The following is a 16126-nucleotide window of genomic DNA, read 5'->3' as shown; positions in this document are numbered from 1 at the left end:
CGGGAGAAGGGGGGTAAGGGGGGATGAGGGCATTTTCAATCTAATAAAAAAGCCCCCGTTGGCAGGGAACGAGGGCTTTCGAGTCAGATATTTCTAGTACTCTGGCATCCCACCAGGGGGCATGCCCGGTGCCTTCTCCTTCTCCGGAATATCGGTGACCAGAGCCTCTGTGGTGAGGATCATGGCCGCAATACTGGCCGCATTCTCCAGGGCCGAGCGCGTCACCTTGGCCGGGTCAATGATTCCCTTGGATACCATATCCCCATACTCGTTGCCCAGGACATCGTAGCCGATGTTCAGGTTCTTCTGTTCCTTCTGCAAACGACGCGCCGCCTCCACTACTACGGAGCCATCCTGCCCGGCGTTCTCCACGATCTGGCGCATCGGCTCCTCCAGGGCCCGCCGCAGGATGTTGAGACCGGTGGCCTCATCGCCACTGATCTGCACGCTACCCAGGGAGGTGATGGTATTGAGCAGGGCCACGCCTCCACCGGGGACAACTCCCTCCTCTACCGCCGCCCTGGTGGCCGAGAGGGCATCCTCCACACGGTGTTTCTTCTCCTTGAGCTCCACCTCCGTCCCTGCTCCAACCTTGATCACAGCCACCCCACCAGCCAACTTGGCCAGGCGCTCCTGCAACTTCTCCTTGTCATAGTCCGAGGTTGTCTCCTCGATCTGGGCCTTGATCTGCTTGATACGTCCCTTGATCGCTTCTTCAGAGCCCTTCCCCTCGATGACCGTCGTCTCATCTTTGTTCGCCACCACGCGGCGCGCCTGTCCTAGATCGGCGACGGTGGCGCTGTCCAACTTGCGCCCGATCTCCTCAGAGATCACCTTACCTCCCGTCAGGATGGCGATATCTTCCAGCATGGCCTTACGCCGATCCCCAAAACCAGGGGCCTTCACCGCCAGACAGTTCAGTGTCCCCCGCAATTTGTTCACTACCAGTGTGGCCAACGCCTCCCCATCCACATCCTCGGCAATGATCATCAAGTTCTTGGTCACCTGCAACATCCGCTCCAGTGCTGGCAGGATGTCGGCGATGGCGGTGATCTTCTTGTCTGTGATCAGGATGTAAGGTTCCTCCAACACCGTCTCCATCCGATCCGGATTGGTGATGAAGTAGGGGGAGATGTAGCCCCGATCGAACTGCATCCCCTCCACGTACTCGGTCTCGAAACGCAAGCCCTTCGATTCCTCAACGGTGATCACGCCATCCTTGCCTACCTTGTCCATCACCTCGGCGATAAGCTCTCCAATCTCCTGATCGTTGGCCGAGATAGCTGCAATGTGGGCCACATCATCCCGACTCTCCACCGGCTTGGCCATCCGCCGGATCTCCCCCACCACAGCGAGGACTCCCTTCTCAACCCCCCGCTTCAGCAGCATCGGGTTGGCCCCCGCAGCCACGTTCTTCAAACCCTCGGTAACGATGGACTGGGCCAGCACCGTGGCCGTGGTTGTGCCATCACCAGCCACATCGTTGGTCTTGGTGGCAGCCTCCTTCAACAACTGCGCCCCCATGTTCTCGAAGGGGTCCTTCAGCTCGATCTCCTTGGCCACCGTCACCCCATCATGGGTCACTGTTGGCGCCCCAAACTTCTTGTCCAGGGCTACATTGCGCCCCTTCGGGCCAAGGGTGGTCTTTACCGCCTCAGCCATCATATCAATGCCCTTCTTCAGGGAGCGACGCGCTTCCTCATCGAATATGAGTTGTTTAGCCATATGTTTCCTCCTCCGTTAGATTTAGTCTCCATTGGATCACAGAATAGCCGACAAACATCGTTTCTGTCATTTAGCTTCGGCTAACAATAGCCAGGATATCCGATTCCTTGAGGATTAACAGCTCTTCATCATCCATCTTCAGTTCGGTGCCGGCATACTTGGCATAAATGACCTTATCACCCTCCTTGACCTCCATAGGGAGCCGCTTGCCATCATCGAGTAGCTTACCGGTACCTACGGCAATGATCGTTCCCTCCTGGGGCTTCTCCCTGGCTGTGTCTGGCAGAATGATGCCGCTTTTGGTAACCTCCTCACGTGGCGAAGGTTTAATCACCACCCGGTCACCAAGTGGTTTGAGATGCGTAGTCATACTGATCAATACCTCCTTCCATCCGCGGATTATTTTGGGGTGTGAACGACCCTGCCCAGCAATTCATTAGCACTCTAACCCCGAGAGTGCTAATCCGCGCCCATCATAATAGAGGGTTAACCCAGGGGCAAATATGTTTAGAACAGTTGTAGGACGTTTAAGGGCATTTAAATGTAATTTGCTATCTTTTTCTCTCTTTTTCTTTTAATTAGTCTCAGTATTGCTTATGTTCTGCTTCAATGTTATATTAAGGGGAGTCGATAGCTTCAAATCTCTCTGGAGAGCGGCTCCTTATGCACATCGGGATCGATGCCAGTCGCGCCAGGCGCAGGCAACGGACGGGAACGGAGACCTACTCCTTGCGTCTCATCCAGGAGCTGCTGCGCCTTGGCCGCCATCGCTATACACTATACTTCGACCGCCCCCCTGCTTCAGGCTTGTTTCCCCCGCGCCAGAACCTGCAAATACGGGTTATACCCTTTCCTCGGCTCTGGACACACCTACGGCTATCTTGGGAGATGATCGCTCACTCCCCTGACCTTCTCTTCGTGCCAGCCCATGTCATCCCCCTCTACCATCCAAAACGGACGGTCGTTACCCTGCACGATCTGGGTTACCTGTATTACAGGGAAGCGCATCCCTTTTTGAACTGGTGTTATCTCCACCTGTCTACCTACTACAGTGCTAGAGTGGCCACGAGCGTCATCGTCGATTCGGAGGTGACTAAGGAAGATCTCATCAAATGGTATCGCATTGAGCCACAGAAGATCAGCGTCGTCTATCTAGCCCCCGCTGAGGCCTTTCGCCCGGTGACGGACGTCACCCTCCTGGAGAACATCAAGTCCCGCTATGGAATACGAGGTGATTACCTGCTTTATGTGGGTACCCTACAGCCCCGCAAAAATGTTGCCGGCTTACTGGAAGCCTTCGCTATCTTGAAGCGAGAGATGAGACTGGAGCACACGCTGGTCATCGCCGGCAAGCCAGGCTGGTCAGCGGAAACCGTCTGGCAGAAGGTCAAAGATCTAGATTTAGAGGCAAGGGTCTGTTTTACCGGCTATGTGGCGGATGACGACCTCCCCAGCCTGTTCAGCGCCGCTACCCTCTTTGTGCTCCCTTCTCTCTATGAGGGGTTCGGTCTCCCAGCCGTGGAGGCGATGGCTTGCGGCACACCCGTCGTTGCCTCAAATGCCTCCTCATTGCCGGAAGTAATTGGCGAGGCTGGCATCCTCATTGATCCCCACGACCCCCTTGCTCTGGCCGAGGCTATGGCCCGAGTGGTGAACGATGCTGCCTTACGTGCTGAGCTCAAGCAACATGGCCTGGAACGGGCCAAATTTTTCTCCTGGCAGAGGTGTGCGGAGGAAACGCTCCAGGTCCTGGAGGGAGCAGGTTAAGGCTAAGTGAATCTGAGGTTAGGGATCACATCCAGGTCCAGGCCATCCACTCGGCCCATCCGCCAGCGGAAGTAGCCACAGCTAGCGATCATAGCCGCATTGTCCGTGCACAGGAGGGGTGGGGGATAGATCACCGCTACCTCAATCCGCTCTCTCATCCGCTGGCGTAGGCGCACGTTGCTGGCCACACCACCACCCAGGGCGACCTGTCTGACCCGATGCTCCACAGCGGCGCGTCTTGTCTTCTCCACCAGGACGTCGACTATCGCCTCCTGAAAGCTCGCCGCCAGATCAGCGATCGATAGCTCGGCTAGCGATCGCTTACCCCCAACCCGCCCTGTTTGAGGGCTGATCCCCCCACCTGAGCCCTGCTGCTCAACAGCGCGGGCTTCCATCAGGCGAAGGACAGCCGTCTTCAGCCCACTAAAACTGAAATTATAACTCTGGCCGAGCCAAGCTCGGGGGAAACGATAGGCCGTCGCATCTCCACTTTTGGCTGCAGCCTGGATGGCTGGCCCGCCGGGGTAACCTAACCCCAAAATACGGGCCACTTTATCGAAAGCCTCCCCGGCAGCATCGTCCAGAGTGCGACCCAGCCGCTGATATTTTCCGTGGTCGGTCATCAGGATCAGGTCTGAATGCCCCCCGGAGACGATCAGGCAGAGTAGAGGGAAGGATGGCTCGCTCTCGGTTAGCCAGTTAGCGTAAAGATGTCCTTCCAGGTGGTTCACGCCTATCAGGGGGAGGTGATAGGCGAAGGCCAAAGCCTTCGCCAGATTGACGCCAACCAACAAAGACCCGGCCAGGCCCGGGCCCTGTGTAACGGCCACGGCGCTTAAGTCGGACAAATGCACCTGGGCCTCGGCCAGGGCTCTTTTCAGGACCGGAATGCACCAGAGAAGATGTTGGCGGGAGGCTACCTCGGGCACGACGCCGCCAAAAGCGGCATGCATCTTCACCTGGGAGGCGACGACATTGGCCAGGATACAATGTCCATCAGCCACTACCGCAGCGGCTGTCTCATCACAGGAAGTTTCGATGCCCAATACGTTCATTTTCCAAGAGTCAAGAGGTAGACCCCCCTCCCACTGAGGACATACAATCTACCCCTTGTCTCGTCCACGGATATGCTCCGCAGATCGGCGAAGAGGTCCTCCTTCCCCTCATAACGAAACTGCCGCGTGTAGCGTCCGTCCTTGTCGAACTCGACCAGCCGTTTATTTCCACCATCAAGCACATAGAGCGATTTGCTGCCTGGAGTGGTGAAGAGAGCTGTCGCCTTGTGTAGAGGAACATCTGGTGGCACACCGGCGAAGGGTTGGGGGCGACCGATGGAGAATTTGTCTATCTTGCCGGTCGAATGCAGGATGTATACGTCTCCATCCACAGCCAGGGCGATGGCCGTGCTCAAGTCAATCCTCGCCTCCGGATTGACATATGGATAGATGGCCCGATCGTAGCCGCCAGGTGTCGAAGGGTACCAGAATAGTTGCTCGCCTTTTGAGGTAAGCAGATACAGATTGCCGGCGTAACCGGCCGTGGACTTCACCTGATCCCAAGAGCCATCGGCCTTAATCCTCAAAGGAGTGATCCCCTTGTAGGGGTCATAGGCGAATAGGCGACCGCTGCTGTCGAGGATGAGCAGAGCACTGGTTAAGCGGGCACCGCCGCTGGGCATGAAGGTGAGGGATAGCAAATCGCCCACCGTTTCATCCCCCAACCTATCTCCCTTCCGCACTAAGATTGGGTTGGGATTAGGTAGGATCGCCTCAGCGGAATCATCGAGCAAGTACTTATAGACACGATTGGCCTTCTTATCCAGTATGTAAAGGTTGTTCCCATCTAGGATAAGCTGAGAAGGATCGCTATTCCAGGCCTCATTGCTGAGGTCAACCAGTTTAGTGGCCTTCCGCAGCCTGACTACATTATCGAGCTTATCCAACTCTTCGCGGATACGTGCCCTGCTGTCCAGGGCATATTTGTCATTGTCCAGAGCCACCACTGCCCGGCTGGCCAATCTATCTGCTTCAGCCAACAGTCTGCGCTTCGCAGTAGCATCACCAGCTCCCAAAGCCTCCTTTTCGTATGACTCAGCTTTCTGCAACAGTTGACGAGCATTGGCAGCCAGCTCCTGACCCTGCCAGAAGCGCATCGCTAACACAAGCATCAACAGGGCTGCGATCAAGGTCACGATAGCTAACAACCATAGACTAAATGGACGTCCAGTCCTGTGAGCGGGGCGCTCGGTGGCCGTCTCAGCCCTCTCCATCTTAGAGGTGACCCTTTTGAGGAAGCTCAGCAAGCGCTCTGGAAGAAGCGTGCCAACCTCAGACTCCTCGCTCCAACCCCACGCTTCTTCCAGCTCCTCATAATCTTGTTCAACAGCTGGGGTAGCAGCTGGGGCTTTGGCTGACGTAGCGAGAGCCATCTCCCTCAGGGCATTACGAATGGGTGCTGGCTCCGTAGCAGCCCTTCCTACCATCTCGAGAGCGACCGCGGCAAAGTCCTGTGGATTCTCACTCACTTGATAGAGATAGTAAAGGTTCTCCGTCACGCTACTGGCACTTTGACGATAGAGGGCATCCTCCATCTGGGACTCGGTCACCATTGAAGCGAAACTACTAGAGCAAAGGACGATGACATCTCCTGGAGCGAGGGGACTATGGGCAAAACTGATCTCTACAGTGTGGCTCACCCCCAGGACATCGCTGGGAATGGTTGTCTTTCCCCGCTCACTGCTCGGTTTTCCAATGCGCTGCAGCTGACCCCCGTGTAGGATATAAGCCAAAGAAGGACCGACCTGGGCCAGGTAGAGATCGTTATCACGCAGCACCGCGCAGCTGATGCCGAAGAGAGCGCGTCGCTGAGGTAAGGAGCTGGTGTTCTCCTCGTAGAGCCTACGGTTTGCCGTATGAATAGCGCGCATCAGACCGGAGGTGACGGAGAGCGATGGATCAGCAAAATACTCAGCAGCGATCGTCTCGCGGACCATCCTATAGGAGAAAGAATCACCTCCATCGGCTTCCAAGATCAGGTAGAGGCGACCCTTGTTTGCCTTGATCCGCTGGGGGGAAGTTGGCTGCATCACGCTGGGGCATTGATCATAGTCTTGGCGGAGGCCATCAACGAGGCAGATCTGGCTGACAATAGCCCTCAGCTTACCACCCATCTCGCTCTCCTGTTGTTTGACTCACTTCCTTGTTGGCTGTGAGTATAGCATAGGAGCACAGCAAAAGTAAACTAGAGGATGTAGACTATCGAGCAACGGGGGTTCCAAGGGGGGCGTAGCCTCTTAGTAGCCTTCCCACTCAGCCACTTCCTCTTCCGACCAGCCAAATTGGCCCACCAGAGGCACGAAGCGGCAGGATCCCAGGTCCCTGCGCTGGATCTTCCGGTCTCTTTTGCTGATCGCATACAGTGATTGGCTATAGAGTGAGCCCACGGGGATGACCAGTGTCCCACCGTCAGCTAGCTGGTCGAGTAGAGGTGGAGGAACAGCAGGGGCAGCGGCGGTGACGATGATAGCTTCATAGGGAGCCTCCCTTTCCCAACCAAGGGTACCATCAGCCACGTGGATCTCAATGTTCCTATATCCTAATCTGTCTAGCAGTCGTTTGGCCTGGCTAGCCAGCGATTCCAAGCGCTCAAGGGATACGACCCAGGCGGCTAACTCAGCGAGAATAGCCGCATGATAGCCAGAACCGCAACCTATCTCCAAGACCTTTTCCTTACCAGTGAGGGCCAGGGCCTGGGTCATTAAGGCGATAATATACGGCTGGGAGATGGTTTGCCCTTGCCCAATGGGCAAGGGCATGTCGGCATAAGCGAGATATTGGGTTGAAGGGGGCACGAATAGCTCACGAGGCACCTTGCCCATAGCTGCTAGTACAGCCTCATCACTGATCCCCTCTCGCTGGAGGTGTTGGATCAAGCTAGCGCGCGAGGCTTCCATTCCCCTAACGGTGCCCTTTAGTAGCTCATCATCATAAGACCTAGAGCATCATTCCAGTCTCATAGTAGCACGATAACAGACTTATCACAAGTAAGCCTTGCTCACTCCCCCAGGGCCGTATCGATCTGGCTTGGCTATCGTATGTAATGCCAAAATCGTGGCTTGACAATGGCCCTACCCCTAATTACAATGGGGCTAAGCAAATTAGAGACAGCGCTGTTCTATTGGCCAGTGCCCCAGGAGAGGCAGAAGATGATCGCTCATCTATGCGCCTGTAGTCAATCAAAGATGACCTATCCAAAATAAACTAGATAGGTCATCTTTTATTTTTTGCTCTAAGGAGAAAAGGAGGAAAAATGTCAGGAGTTCTGGAGAACGCCAGATCAACGACGGGGACCACAACACGCTTAAAGGATGTCTCCCCCGTCAGTGGCATGTGTCCCATCTGTATCAAACAGTGCGCCCATATGTGTGAAGTGGGCAAGTCGGCCTTCAGGGGCAGAGAGGTGCTCTATCCCAGTCCGGAGGAATTCGGACAAAGCACTCAGGCCTCCAACAAGGAATACTTCCTGGACTGGTCACACTTTCAGATTCAGGTCGAGGTCAGAGGGGCCGAAGGGATCGAGGCGAATCCGGATAAGGCCATCTTCCCCAACGTCGATGTGTCCAGCGTAGCCGGGGGAGTACCGTTGAAGGTACCGCTGATCATCTGTGCCCTGGGTTCAACCGATGTGGCCAAGAGAAATTGGGATGGCCTGGCCATGGGCGCCGCCCTATCAGGGGTGATCCAGGCAATCGGTGAGAACGTTTGTGGGATGGACCCTGAGGCTCGCTTCAACAGCGATGGGAAGGTCACCTATTCCAAGGACCTGTCCTATAGGGTTAACAAGTTCCGCCAGTACTGGGATGGCCGCCATGGTGACATCGCCGTACAGACCAACGTCGAGGATACGAGGTTTGGGGTTGACCTCTACGCCCTTAAGGAACTGGGAGTAAACATCATTGAGAGGAAGTGGGGACAAGGCGCTAAAGCCATTGGTGGTGAGGTGAGGGTCAATTCCCTGGAAAGGGCCCTAATGCTGAAAGGCCGAGGCTACATCGTGCTGCCGGACCCGGAAGATGAGACAGTGCAGGAAGCTTTCCGCAAAGGGGCCTTCCGTACCTTTGAGCGACACAGCCGGGTAGGGATGCCCGAGGAGAGGAGTTTCGTGGAAGACATCGCCTGGCTGCGGGCCCAAGGGGCTAAAAAGGTCTTCTTGAAGACCGGGGCCTACAACGCTGCTGCGGTGGCCTTCACACTGAAATGCGCCTCTCTGGCTAAGATAGACCTGGTCACCTTCGATGGCGCCGGCGGGGGAACCGGGATGAGCCCTGTGCCGATGATGAATGAATGCAGCACCCCCACCGTTTACCTCCTTGCCCAGGTGCTGGACTGTATCCGCCTACTCAAGAAGAAGGGCAGGTTCATACCGGATATCGCGATCGCCGGTGGCTTCGTGAACGAAGCGCAAATATTTAAGGCCATCGCCATGAGTAACCTCGGTGATGGACACGGCCCCTATGTGAAGGCGATCGGTATGTCCAGGGCACCCTTACTGGCCGTTATGAAGTCAGAATATTTTACCGAATTGGCTGCCCAGGGCAAACTGCCGCGCAGCTTCGCCGACCTCTACGGCTCCAGCCCTGAGCAATTCTTCATCTCCGCCAGCGACTTAAGAAGCATTAGCGGCGATGGTCTCGGCAAAACAATACCCTGGTCAGCTGTAGGGCTATATACTTACTTTATAGAGAGGATTGGGATCGGACTAAAACAACTGCTGGCCGGTGCCAGGAAGTGGCGCCTCGACCTGCTCGATCGCAGCGACATCGTCGCCCTAACCGAATGGGCCAGCCAAGTTACCGGCATCCCCACCGTCCAGGAGGCCGATAGAGACGCGATGGAGACAATTCTCGATTTCTAATGCGGCTGAATGTAGGGTCGGGCGCGGCTGGCCCGACCCTACAAATAATTAAGGAGGATGATATTATGGCTGTTGCCGCTTATGTTCTCATAAAAGTTGCCCCTGGCAAGCCCAGGGAAGTGGCCCAGGCGATCTCCCAGATCAAGTACACCCAGCATACCCACGCCCTAACCGGCCCTTACGATGTCATCACAATGATTGAGGCACCAGACCTGGTCACCATCGGAGAGACGGTAGTGACGAAACTCCAGACGATTCCTGGTGTGCACGAGACCCTCACCTGTTTGGTGATCGATTAGTACGGCGTCGCCGGGTCAGGGTGAGCAGGGGACATCCTTAGCCGTGAATTTCTCTTCCGTGGGGAGGGTCACAAGGAGGGCGCGCCCTCCTGGGAGGGTTCTAGGGCACTCACAATTGAGGTCTTTGGGAATGATGTAGCGTAGGGGTGCCATTGGGTAGGCCGTTCTGGACAGCCACATGGGGCTGCCCCTACACCACTACACCACAATACCGAGAGGGTCATTTGATCCCGCAACTAGGGCTTCGCTCTGGACTCCTTTCCCTCTCCCATAGGATGGGGTGTGCAGAGGGACAAGGCCCCTCTGCTGGGGCTTGGGGTATCCCCAAATCTTTATTCCCCCCTCTCCCGTCCTTCCACGGAAGGACGGGAGAGGGGGCAGGGGGTGAGGGCGTCTCTTCGCATGAGGAGTAAGGGGTAGGTCAAGAGGGGTTCTAGGGCTCCGCCCTAGCCTAACACCCCCCTTCTCTCGCAAGCGAGGGGAGGTCAAGGAGGGCACTCCCTCCTTGGAGGGTTCTAGGGCTCCGCCCTAGTTTCTAGTCCCCCTCTCCCGTCCTCCTAAGGAGGACGGGAGAGGGGGATACAGGGGGTGAGGGTATACCCAAGATGTATAAACCAACCATCGGTATCCTCCACTACACAAGTCCACCAATCGTTGGTGGGGTAGAAGCGGTCATACAGGCTACAGCTGAATTGTTCGCCGCTCACAGCTATCAGGTCAGGGTCTACGCCGGACGGGGCAGGCCATTTCATCCCCAAATACCCCTGAATCTAATCCCAGAACTCGATTCTAAGTATCCCACGCTGCTCCAAATCAACGAGGAGCTTCAAGAAGGAATTGTCAGCGCCCGTTTTGAGCAGTTACAAGGGCAAATACACTCCATCCTAAAAGGCGAGCTGGCCGACTTGGATGTTTGCATCGTGCACAATGCGCTCTCTCTACACTTCAACCTGCCCCTGACCGCGGCCTTACATGCCATCAATGAGGAACAAGGCAAACCACGCCTCATCGGCTGGTGCCATGACCTCTCCTGGATGAATCCACTCTATATCCCCCTGATGCGGGAGGCCTTCCCCTGGACCCTCCTCAAACGTCCCTGGAAAGGCGTTACCTACGCAGTGGTCTCCAAACAGCGGCTGGAGCAATTGGCCGCACTATTCGGCGTCGAATCCAAACGTCTGCACTTCGTGCCCAATGGTGTTCACCCGGCCAGGTTTCTCAAGTTAGGAGCAACCACCAAACGGATCGTGGAGAATCACCATCTCCTTTCCCAGGACCTGGTACTCCTTTTGCCCGCCCGTATCACCAAACGCAAGAATATCGAGCTGGCTATCAAGGTGATGGCCGCCATCAAGTCCCTGGGATACCGGGCCAAGATGCTCATCACCGGGCCGCCTGGACCGCATAACGTGCGCTCGACCGATTACCTGGAGTCCCTGCGTTCCCTACGGCACGATCTGGGGCTGACTGCGGAGGTAGTCTTTCTCTGCGAAGAGAAGGATGCCAGAGGTCGGCCTTTGGCCGTGAGCGATCGAGTGATGAGCGATCTCTTCGCCCTCGCCGATCTCCTCTTTTTCCCCAGTGCCCAGGAGGGCTTCGGCATCCCTATCCTGGAGGCGGGCCTGGTTCGCCTACCCGTTTTCTGCTCGGATATCGCCCCTTTCAAAGAAGTCGGACAGAACGATGTCTATTACTTCGCCCTGAATGATGACCCCAAAGCCATCGCCGAGCGCCTCATCACTTTCGTCAAAGATGATCAATCCCAACGCTTGTCCAAGCGGGTGAGACAAGGCTATAATTGGTCAGTGATCTTCCGCGAGAGGATCGAACCTTTGGTTCGGGAAGGATATTGTGCTACAGAAGAGCGATGATTACCGCATATTAGTGACCATCGCTGACCTCCAGATGGCCCCGGAGCTCCTGGCCGTGGCTACGGCTATGCTTCAAGGACGGCAGGGCCGCATACTGGCGCTGGGGATAGTAGAAGTACCGGAGGAGAAATCGCTCAGCGAAGGCGCTGCTCTGGCCCGTGAATACAGGGCTTCACTCGATAAAATAATAGAGATGCTGGAGGATCAAGTTGACCTCCGCCTGATGGTTCGTGTCTCTCATCAGATCTGGCAGGGCATCGTTGACACGGCCATCGAAGAGGGTTGCCAATTGCTACTGCTAGGCTGGCGAGGATTCACGACCACGCCAGAAAAGATCTACGGAACTACCATAGATGAGATCATGCGAAACCCTCCCTGCGACGTCGTCGTAGTTAAGGGCAAGGGGCTGGCATCGTGTCGCAAAATACTCCTCCCGGTGAGAGGCGGCCCCTACGCCGAGCTGTCCCTTCGCCTGGCCATCGCTCTGGCATCCAAGTTTTCCGCTAGGATCACCATAACGCATACGGTCGGTGGGCCGGCCGGGGAAGCCATAGGACAAACATTCGGTGACCAGCCCTTCCTGGCCTTCCGTGAGCTGTTGAGAGACCTACCCGTCGAGATGCGGGCCAGGCCATCCACCACTGGCTCCATCGAGGATGATATTCTGGAGGAAGCACGCTACCATGACATCATCATCATGGGGGCTACCGCCCGCTTTGGCCATACCCCCTCCGCTCTGGGCCCGATCGCCGAAACAGTCGCCCGCCGCACAGATAAGCCTATCCTGATCGTCAAGACGCGTCGGCCGCTGGATTTAGCCATCTATCGCCGGCGGGTCGAGCAGACCGAAGCAGCGCAATCGGCCGGACAACGTCTATCCACGATGGTTGATAAGTGGTTTGCCGAAAATACCTTCCACAGCCGAGAATTCAGCGACATCTCCCGCCTAATTGAGCTCAAACAGAAGCAGGGACTGACCATTAGTCTGGGCCTGCCAGCGCTTAACGAGGAGAAAACGATCGGGAACATCATCCACACGATGAAAAGCGAGTTCATGGAGAGGTATCCCCTCCTTGATGAGATCGTCGTCATCGATTCAGGCTCCACTGACGCTACTGTGCGCATCGCCACCCGTCTTGGCCTTCCTGTCTACCTACACCAGGATATACTGTCCGAATATGGCTCCTATCGGGGGAAGGGCGAAGCCCTCTGGAAGAGCCTCTACATATTGAAGGGGGACATCATCGCCTGGATAGATACGGATATTGAGAACATCCACCCTGGATTCGTCTATGGCATCATTGGCCCTTTGCTGAAGGAGCCTAAGATCAGCTTTGTGAAGGGATTTTACCGCCGTCCCCTTAAGTATGGGCGAAAGGTCTGGGCCACGGGTGGCGGGCGGGTCACTGAGCTTACCGCCCGGCCCTTATTCAACCTGTTCTTCCCTGAGCTCTCGGGCATCATCCAGCCCCTTTCCGGGGAATATGCCGGACGACGTACTGTTCTGGAGAGAGTCCCCTTCTTTACCGGCTATGGTGTGGAAACCGGATTGTTGCTCGATATCTTCAGTAAGTTCGGGCTGCAGGCCATCGCCCAATCCGATCTTCAGGAGCGGATTCATCGCAACCAGTCCCTGGCGGCGTTGAGCCAGATGTCTTTCGCCATCATTCAGATCCTTGTCAAGCGTCTGGAGGATAAACATCGCCTGCGCCTCTTAGAGGATATCCATAAGAGCATGAAGCTGATTCGTTCCCTGACTGAAGCTGATTATTTCCTGGAAGTGAAGGAAATTGCTGATTACGAGCGGCCACCCATCATCACCCTGCGCGAATATCGTGAGCGACGCAAAGCATTACGCGGCGCGGCTGCTACTCGTACGTCACGGCCAGACTGATTGGAATGTGGCCGGCCGTTATCAAGGTCGGACTGACATACCCTTGAACGAAATGGGGCGAGAGCAGTCCATCAGCGTGGCCAAACAGCTCCAGGAGCAGCCCATAGCCGCTGTTTATTCCAGCGCCCTGGCACGAGCCTATGAGACAGCAAGGATCATCGCCGCCCCCCATGGCCTGGAAGTGATCCAGGATGAACGACTGAATGAGATCAATCAAGGGGAATGGGAAGGACTCCGCTTTGAGGAGATCATCGACCGCTACCCGGCCCTCTATCAACGCTGGATCAGCGATCCGGTTAACACCCATCTGCCCGGAGGAGAGAGCGTGGTTGAGCTACAGGCAAGAGTGCTCGCCGCTATAGAGGAGATCATCACTAAGCATCACCAACAGTTGATCTGCATCGTTGCCCATAAAGTGACCAACACGGTCATCAAGTGTCATTATTTACGCCTACCCCTCGCTCCGGCCCTACGCCTGCCCACCACCAACGCCTTCTGGGAGGAGATAGCGGTCGACTGGGACAGGCCCTCGATTCCCTAGATGCAGGCAAAGGAGCTATTCTAGTTAAGCTTCGTACCTGCACCAGTTCTCGAGACACAAGTCGAGGATCTAGGCCTTGTGCGGCGTATTAGGGGTGAAGATAGCGACAAAATGCCTGTTGGAGCGCCACGGCGCACCCTAAAGGCAGATTCGGCTGACAGGTTAAGGGAACCGACGGAGCAGTTGAAGGGCACGCCCTATAGAGGATTTGGCCTCCTCAAGAGGGCGATTAGCCAAGCAGTCTTCGATGTGATTCAAAACGACCTGAGCAGCCACCTGGTCCAGTGCCGCACAGGCTGCTAGGCACTGCGTTAGAATCTCCTCACACGGCCGCCTCTCATCGATCATCCTCTGCAAGCCCTTAACCTGTCCCTCAATCTTCTTCAATCTCTCTTTGATTTCTGTGGTTGATGGCAAAGTGTCCTCACCCCCTTCATCCCCCTCTCCCGCAATGCGAAAGTAGGGGCGAGGGCGGAGCCCTAGGACCCTCCAAGGAGGGGCACCCTCCTTGACCTGCCTGCGGGGGAGGTGGATTCGATGGCTAGTGCGGAAGACGACCTGTCTTCCCTCTAAATCCCTCAGCCACCAGTTGGTGGGCTACAATTGCCCGAATAGGGCGTGGAGAAACCGAAACGGCCAAAAACAGAGACCAACCGTTGTACGCGTTCGCTCCCACAGTCGGGACATTCAATCTTGACCGGTTCGTTGCTTCGGATAACCCTCTCAAACCTTTGCCCACAATTCATACATTTGTATTCATAAAGAGGCATGCCCTTATCCTCCTTCATTAATTTCGCTGTTCAATGACCCTGACCCAGGGCCATAAGCAACCCTATGGCTGCCCCGTAGAGAGCACCGACATAGGGATTGCAGGTCAGCGTTCAGACGCTCCCCCTGCAAGCAAACCAACCGTCAATCTCAGTTCCACAGGCTCCACCTCTCGCCATTAACCGCATGCTCAAGCACCACTGGCACCCTGAAACAATTGCCAAAGGGCTTACTTTTGATTTATATTGACACCCAAGGTGAACAATGTTTATAATACCATACGGGGTATCCGTATGTCAAGGATTTTTGGGCACAGAACAGCCCCAATTTCAGAAAGGATGGAGACCAAAATGACACATGAGGCCAGAGTCAAGCTCATTGAGGGTATGAAATTTGAGGGGATAGCCACGCATTCGGGCCATTCCCTTTTGATGGATGCCGCCCCCGCGGTGGGCGGCCAAAACGCTGGCTTCCGACCAATGGAGTTGCTGCTAGTATCTCTCGGTGGCTGCACAGGGATGGATGTGATCTCTATTCTGCACAGGATGCGACAGGAGATCAGCGGCTATGAGCTTATAGTTAAAGGTGAACAGGCCACAGAGCATCCTCATCGCTATACCGACATCACTGTCGAGCACGTGATCCGCGGCAAAAGGGTAGCGGAGGAGGCTGTAAAGAAGGCCATCGAGCTCTCTAACACCAAATACTGCTCCAGCATGGCCACGTTAGGCAAGTCTGCCCATATCACCACCAGATACCGTATCATCGAGGAACCATCTGAACAATCAGATGAGGAATGACCATGAAGTATAACTATCTCCTCCTAACAGTGCTTATTGGCATCGTGCTTCTCGTCATCTCCTGTCAGGTCGATAGGGGACCGCTAGTCGGCCAGGCCGCACCTGATTTTGCTCTATCTAGCCTCGATGGTAAATTGGTGCGCTTGAGCGATTTCAAGGGCCAGCTCGTCCTCCTGAATGTATGGGCGACCTGGTGTCCACCCTGTCGGGCTGAAACGCCGGACCTGGAGGCGTTCTTCAGCGAGTACAGGGATAAAGGTGTGGTCGTTCTAGCTGTGAACCTACGTGAGGATCGCTCTAAGGTGGCCAGCTTTGTTGCTGAGCGTCACCTCACCTTTCCCGTGCTTCTGGACACAACGGGGAAAGTGGGCGATGTGTATCGCGTTGAGGCCATCCCCACTTCGTTCTTCATTGATAGAGACGGGGTCATTCGAGGGGTAAAGACAGGCGCTATGAGCCAGAGCGAGATGGTGGGGCGCTTCTCCAAGCTGCTTGGGGAAGGAGCTAAATCTTAAAGATCTTGGCATTGCCTCATGAGGGGACAAAAG

15 protein-coding genes and 1 pseudogene are annotated in these 16126 nt (G+C 55.7%); 9 read left to right on the top strand and 7 right to left on the bottom strand.

The features are described from left to right. Positions 1–93: 93 nt before the first annotated feature. Both groL and groES read right to left on the bottom strand, forming a co-directional pair. The gene (groL, locus tag M1136_03795; protein ID MCL5074762.1) at positions 94–1725 is read right to left on the bottom strand and encodes a chaperonin GroEL; all 1632 of its coding nucleotides are present in this window, start codon (positions 1723–1725) and stop codon (positions 94–96) included. Positions 1726–1795: 70 nt separating this feature from the next. Next, positions 1796–2095: a co-chaperone GroES gene (groES, locus tag M1136_03790; protein MCL5074761.1), complete on the bottom strand. Its 300-nt coding sequence runs from the start codon at positions 2093–2095 to the stop codon at positions 1796–1798. A 293-nt stretch (positions 2096–2388) separates the two neighbouring features. On the opposite strand from groES, the gene M1136_03785 reads away from it, so the two are divergent. Further along, complete coding sequence (locus tag M1136_03785; protein ID MCL5074760.1) at positions 2389–3492, top strand: glycosyltransferase family 4 protein; 1104 nt, start codon at positions 2389–2391, stop codon at positions 3490–3492. 2 nt (positions 3493–3494) lie between these two features. Here the strand turns inward: M1136_03785 and tsaD are convergent, their stop codons facing one another. The 3 genes from tsaD to M1136_03770 all read right to left on the bottom strand — a co-directional run bounded on the left by tsaD (position 3495) and on the right by M1136_03770 (position 7444). Further along, on the bottom strand, positions 3495–4547 hold the full coding sequence (gene tsaD / locus M1136_03780; protein MCL5074759.1) for a tRNA (adenosine(37)-N6)-threonylcarbamoyltransferase complex transferase subunit TsaD: 1053 nt from the start codon (positions 4545–4547) through the stop codon (positions 3495–3497). Next, positions 4544–6661 (bottom strand): hypothetical protein, encoded by a 2118-nt coding sequence (locus M1136_03775; protein MCL5074758.1) that lies wholly within the window; start codon positions 6659–6661, stop codon positions 4544–4546. Before M1136_03775 ends, tsaD begins: the two co-directional genes overlap by 4 nt. Positions 6662–6784: 123 nt before the next feature. Then, the gene (locus M1136_03770; protein ID MCL5074757.1) at positions 6785–7444 is read right to left on the bottom strand and encodes a protein-L-isoaspartate(D-aspartate) O-methyltransferase; all 660 of its coding nucleotides are present in this window, start codon (positions 7442–7444) and stop codon (positions 6785–6787) included. A gap of 356 nt (positions 7445–7800) precedes the next feature. Here M1136_03770 and M1136_03765 point away from each other — a divergent pair, with 356 nt between their 5' ends. From M1136_03765 to cobC, 6 genes and pseudogenes are all read left to right on the top strand, one after another. Further along, complete coding sequence (locus tag M1136_03765) at positions 7801–9405, top strand: glutamate synthase-related protein (GenBank protein ID MCL5074756.1); 1605 nt, start codon at positions 7801–7803, stop codon at positions 9403–9405. Positions 9406–9470: 65 nt separating this feature from the next. Continuing rightward, on the top strand, positions 9471–9704 hold the full coding sequence (locus tag M1136_03760; protein MCL5074755.1) for an Lrp/AsnC ligand binding domain-containing protein: 234 nt from the start codon (positions 9471–9473) through the stop codon (positions 9702–9704). 605 nt (positions 9705–10309) lie between these two features. Beyond that, complete coding sequence (locus M1136_03755) at positions 10310–11575, top strand: glycosyltransferase family 4 protein (GenBank protein MCL5074754.1); 1266 nt, start codon at positions 10310–10312, stop codon at positions 11573–11575. A 34-nt stretch (positions 11576–11609) separates the two neighbouring features. Then, positions 11610–12311 (top strand): annotated as a pseudogene (locus M1136_03750) (universal stress protein). A gap of 147 nt (positions 12312–12458) precedes the next feature. After that, the gene (locus tag M1136_03745) at positions 12459–13469 is read left to right on the top strand and encodes a glucosyl-3-phosphoglycerate synthase (GenBank protein MCL5074753.1); all 1011 of its coding nucleotides are present in this window, start codon (positions 12459–12461) and stop codon (positions 13467–13469) included. Continuing rightward, the gene (cobC, locus tag M1136_03740; protein MCL5074752.1) at positions 13411–14010 is read left to right on the top strand and encodes an alpha-ribazole phosphatase; all 600 of its coding nucleotides are present in this window, start codon (positions 13411–13413) and stop codon (positions 14008–14010) included. The genes M1136_03745 and cobC overlap by 59 nt, the downstream gene beginning before the upstream one ends. A gap of 162 nt (positions 14011–14172) precedes the next feature. Here cobC and M1136_03735 read toward each other — a convergent pair whose 3' ends face one another. Both M1136_03735 and M1136_03730 read right to left on the bottom strand, forming a co-directional pair. Continuing rightward, the gene (locus M1136_03735) at positions 14173–14427 is read right to left on the bottom strand and encodes a metal-sensitive transcriptional regulator (protein MCL5074751.1); all 255 of its coding nucleotides are present in this window, start codon (positions 14425–14427) and stop codon (positions 14173–14175) included. 161 nt (positions 14428–14588) lie between these two features. Then, positions 14589–14780 carry a zinc ribbon domain-containing protein gene (locus M1136_03730; protein MCL5074750.1) on the bottom strand — a complete coding sequence of 64 codons (192 nt, stop codon included), beginning with the start codon at positions 14778–14780 and terminating at the stop codon, positions 14589–14591. A 348-nt stretch (positions 14781–15128) separates the two neighbouring features. On the opposite strand from M1136_03730, the gene M1136_03725 reads away from it, so the two are divergent. After that, positions 15129–15578, top strand: coding sequence for an OsmC family protein (locus M1136_03725; protein MCL5074749.1), 450 nt, complete (start codon positions 15129–15131; stop codon positions 15576–15578). After that, entirely contained in the window at positions 15575–16093 is a 519-nt protein-coding gene (locus M1136_03720) for a TlpA family protein disulfide reductase (protein ID MCL5074748.1), read from the top strand. Before M1136_03725 ends, M1136_03720 begins: the two co-directional genes overlap by 4 nt. The last annotated feature ends 33 nt before the right edge of the window (positions 16094–16126 follow it).

The organism is Chloroflexota bacterium (assembly GCA_023475225.1).
Taxonomy (GTDB): Bacteria; Chloroflexota; UBA6077; order FW602-bin22; family JAMCVK01; genus JAMCVK01.
This window is presented reverse-complemented; position numbering and strand designations above follow the sequence as displayed.

What these genes read in the sequence shown, in the direction of transcription:
- groL (MCL5074762.1), bottom strand. Translation starts at nt 1,725, where the DNA reads ATGGCTAAACAACTCATATTCGATGAGGAAGCGCGTCGCTCCCTGAAG.
- groES (MCL5074761.1), bottom strand. Translation starts at nt 2,095, where the DNA reads ATGACTACGCATCTCAAACCACTTGGTGACCGGGTGGTGATTAAACCT.
- M1136_03785 (MCL5074760.1), top strand. Translation starts at nt 2,389, where the DNA reads ATGCACATCGGGATCGATGCCAGTCGCGCCAGGCGCAGGCAACGGACG.
- tsaD (MCL5074759.1), bottom strand. Translation starts at nt 4,547, where the DNA reads ATGAACGTATTGGGCATCGAAACTTCCTGTGATGAGACAGCCGCTGCG.
- M1136_03775 (MCL5074758.1), bottom strand. Translation starts at nt 6,661, where the DNA reads ATGGGTGGTAAGCTGAGGGCTATTGTCAGCCAGATCTGCCTCGTTGAT.
- M1136_03770 (MCL5074757.1), bottom strand. Translation starts at nt 7,444, where the DNA reads ATGGAAGCCTCGCGCGCTAGCTTGATCCAACACCTCCAGCGAGAGGGG.
- M1136_03765 (MCL5074756.1), top strand. Translation starts at nt 7,801, where the DNA reads ATGTCAGGAGTTCTGGAGAACGCCAGATCAACGACGGGGACCACAACA.
- M1136_03760 (MCL5074755.1), top strand. Translation starts at nt 9,471, where the DNA reads ATGGCTGTTGCCGCTTATGTTCTCATAAAAGTTGCCCCTGGCAAGCCC.
- M1136_03755 (MCL5074754.1), top strand. Translation starts at nt 10,310, where the DNA reads ATGTATAAACCAACCATCGGTATCCTCCACTACACAAGTCCACCAATC.
- M1136_03745 (MCL5074753.1), top strand. Translation starts at nt 12,459, where the DNA reads ATGGTTGATAAGTGGTTTGCCGAAAATACCTTCCACAGCCGAGAATTC.
- M1136_03730 (MCL5074750.1), bottom strand. Translation starts at nt 14,780, where the DNA reads ATGCCTCTTTATGAATACAAATGTATGAATTGTGGGCAAAGGTTTGAG.
- M1136_03725 (MCL5074749.1), top strand. Translation starts at nt 15,129, where the DNA reads ATGACACATGAGGCCAGAGTCAAGCTCATTGAGGGTATGAAATTTGAG.
- M1136_03720 (MCL5074748.1), top strand. Translation starts at nt 15,575, where the DNA reads ATGACCATGAAGTATAACTATCTCCTCCTAACAGTGCTTATTGGCATC.